Origin of the sequence: Xanthomonas sp. LF07-6 (assembly GCF_034105445.1) — a bacterium.
Classification (GTDB): Bacteria; Pseudomonadota; Gammaproteobacteria; order Xanthomonadales; family Xanthomonadaceae; genus Xanthomonas_A; species Xanthomonas_A sontii.
Genome location: NZ_JAXGGI010000032.1, coordinates 1 through 2,923 on the forward strand (window position 1 = coordinate 1; position 2,923 = coordinate 2,923).

Here is a 2,923-nt window from a genome sequence, read left to right on the forward strand (position 1 = left end):
TGGAAGAAGCTGGTGGTGACGCCGACCTGCGGCAGGCCCAGCAACTCGGCCCACAGCGTGGCCAGGCGCTGCTCGGCCGCATCCGCCGGCCGTGTCTCGTCCGCGTCCGCGTTGCGCTGCGGCGCCGGCAAGGCGCGCCGGTCGATCTTGCCGTTGGCGGTCAGCGGCAGCGCGTCCAGCACGGTCAGGCTGGCCGGATGCATGTAGGCCGGCAGGCGGGCCTGCAGCTGCGCCCGCCACTGGTCCTGGCTCGGCGCGCTCTGGCCCTCGCCCAGCACCACGTAGGCCACCAGTTGGCCGTCCGCCTCCGCCTCGCTGCGGTACAGCTCCACCACCGCGTCGGCGATGCCCGCCAGGCCCAGCAGGCAATGCTCGATCTCGCCCAGTTCGATCCGGTGCCCGCGCAGCTTCACCTGCTGGTCGATCCGTCCCAGGAAGCGCAAGCGCCCGTCGGCCAGCTGCTGCACCCGATCGCCGCTGCGGTACCAACGCCGGCTGCCCGTCCCCATATCGCGTTCCACGAAGCGCTCGGCGGTCAGCGCCGGCCGCTGCCAATACCCTTCCGCCAGCGCACCGCCGCCCAGCCACAGTTCGCCCACGCCCCCGAACGGCACCGGTTCGCCCTGCTGGTCCACTACGCACTGGCCCACGTGCGCCAGGCGACCGCCCAACTCCGCCACCGGCGCCACGCACTGCCCATCCGCCGCGAAGCGCTGCATGTGCGTCCACACCGTCGACTCGGTCGGGCCATAGCAGTTCCACACTCCGACTCCCTGCCCGGCCAGCCACTGACCCAGCGGCACCGGTACCGCCTCGCCGCCGACCAGCAACTGCAGGCCGGGTTGGCCCTGCCAGCCGGCCTCGCGCAGCAGCTTCCAGGTCGCCGGCGTGGCCTGCAGCACGGTGGCCTGTTCGCGCGCCAGCAGTTGCGCAAGCGCCGCGCCGTCCTGGGCCGTGGCGCGATCGGCCAGCAGCACCGTTCCACCCCTGGTCAGCGGCAGGAACAGTTCCAGCACAGAGATGTCGAAAGACACCGGCGTCACCGCCAGCCAGCGGTAGTCCTGCGGCGCGCCCAGCGCCTGGTGCGCGCCGTCCAGGAAGCGGACGACGGCGGCGTGGCCGATCATCACCCCCTTGGGCTGCCCGGTCGACCCGGAGGTATGGATCATGTAGGCCAGCGTGCCAGTGGCGGCAGCGTCCAGCAGCGGCGCGGCACCCTCGTCCTGCGCATCGAGCGCGTCCAGGGCATCCAGCGGCATGCAGTGGATCGCGGTCTGCGCCCATGGCTGCAGGCAGGCCCTGTCGCCGACCAGCCAGCCGGCGCCGCTGTCGTTCAGCATGTACTGCAGGCGCTCGTGCGGGTAGCCCGGATCCAGCGGCAGATAGGCGGCGCCGGCCTTGAGTGTGCCCAGCAGCGCCACCACCAGATCCACATGCCGCTCGGCGCACACGCCCACCACGCTGCCGGCTCCCACGCCCTGCCGTTGCAACCACACGGCCAGCCGCTCGGCGCGCGCGTCCAGTTCCGCATAGCTCAGCGAACGGCCGTTGCCGACCACCGCGATCGCCTGCGGCGTCCGCGCCGCCTGGCGTTGCACGCGCTGGTGCAGGCTGTCGTCGGCCGCCAGCGGCGCGTTCGATGTCAGCGGCTGTTGCCACTGCAGCAGCCGTTGCTGCTCCTCGGCATCGAGCAGCGGCAGACGCGCCACGTACTGGCCCGGCTCCTGCACGATGCCTTCCAGCAGGCAGGCGAAGGCGCGCGCCCAGCGTTGCACGCTGTCGGCATCGAACAGGTCGCTGGCATAGCGCCAGGCCAAGGCCAGGCCGCCATCGGCCTCGTCCTGCACGGTCAGGGTCAGGTCGAACTTGCTGACCGCCCGCTCCAACGGATAGTTGGCAAAGCGCAGTCCCTGCCCCAGGTCCAGCTCGGCTTGCTCGTTGTTCTGCCACAGCAGCATGATCTGGAACAGCGGGTTGTGGCTTAGCTGACGCGCCGGGTTGAGCGCTTCCACCAGCACCTCGAAGGGCATGTGCTGATGGGCGAAGTCGGCGATCAGATGCTGCCGCGCGACAGCCAGCAGTTCCTCGAAGCGCTGCCCCGGCTGCAGCTGCGTGCGCAGGACCAGAGTGTTGGCGAACAGACCGACCAGTTCGGCCAGCTGCGGCTGCTCGCGGTTGGCGATGGCCGTGCCCACCACGATGTCGTGCGTGTCGCTGAAGCGGCCCAGCAGCACCGCGAAGGCGGTCTGCACGGTCATGAACACGGTGGCGTGGTGCCGTTGCGACAAGGCCTCCAGTCCCTGCCGCAAGCGCGCCGGCAGCGTGTGCCGGTACACCGCGCCACGGTAGCTGGGCTGCACCGGGCGGGGCCGGTCCAGCGGCAGCTGATGCACCTGCGGCAGGCCCTGCAGGCGCTGCAGCCAGTAATCGCGGGTCTGTGCCAGCATCGGACCCTGCAGCCACGCATGCTGCCAGTGGGCATAGTCGCGGTACTGCACCGGCAGTGCCGGCAGCTCGTCCTGTTCGCCGCTCGCATGTGCGGCGTACAAGGCGTTGAGTTCGCGTGTCAGCACCGCCATCGACCAGCCATCGCAGGCGATGTGATGCAAGGTCAGCACCAGCACGTGGCGATCGGCACTGCATCGCACCAGACAGCCGCGCAGCATCAGGTCCTGACAAAGATCGAACGGCTTGGCCGCGCTGTGCTGCACCAGCGCGGCGATGCGCTGCGTCTGCGCCGACGCCGGCAACGCGCTCACGTCCTCGCGATCCAGGCGGAAGGCGAACTGCTGCTGCACCACCTGCACCGGCCCGGCGAACGAGGCGTCGTCGCCGATCACCGTGCGCAGCACCTGGTGCCGCTGCACCAGACTGCCGATGGCGCGCTCCAGTGCCTCCTCGTCCAGTGCCCCATCGATCGCCA

The 2,923-nt window shown here is 70.6% G+C and carries 1 protein-coding gene; it reads right to left on the bottom strand.

The features are described from left to right. Nucleotides 1-2,923: amino acid adenylation domain-containing protein (locus SLW56_RS20745; RefSeq protein ID WP_320695403.1), on the bottom strand; the 2,923-nt coding region annotated here is incomplete at both ends.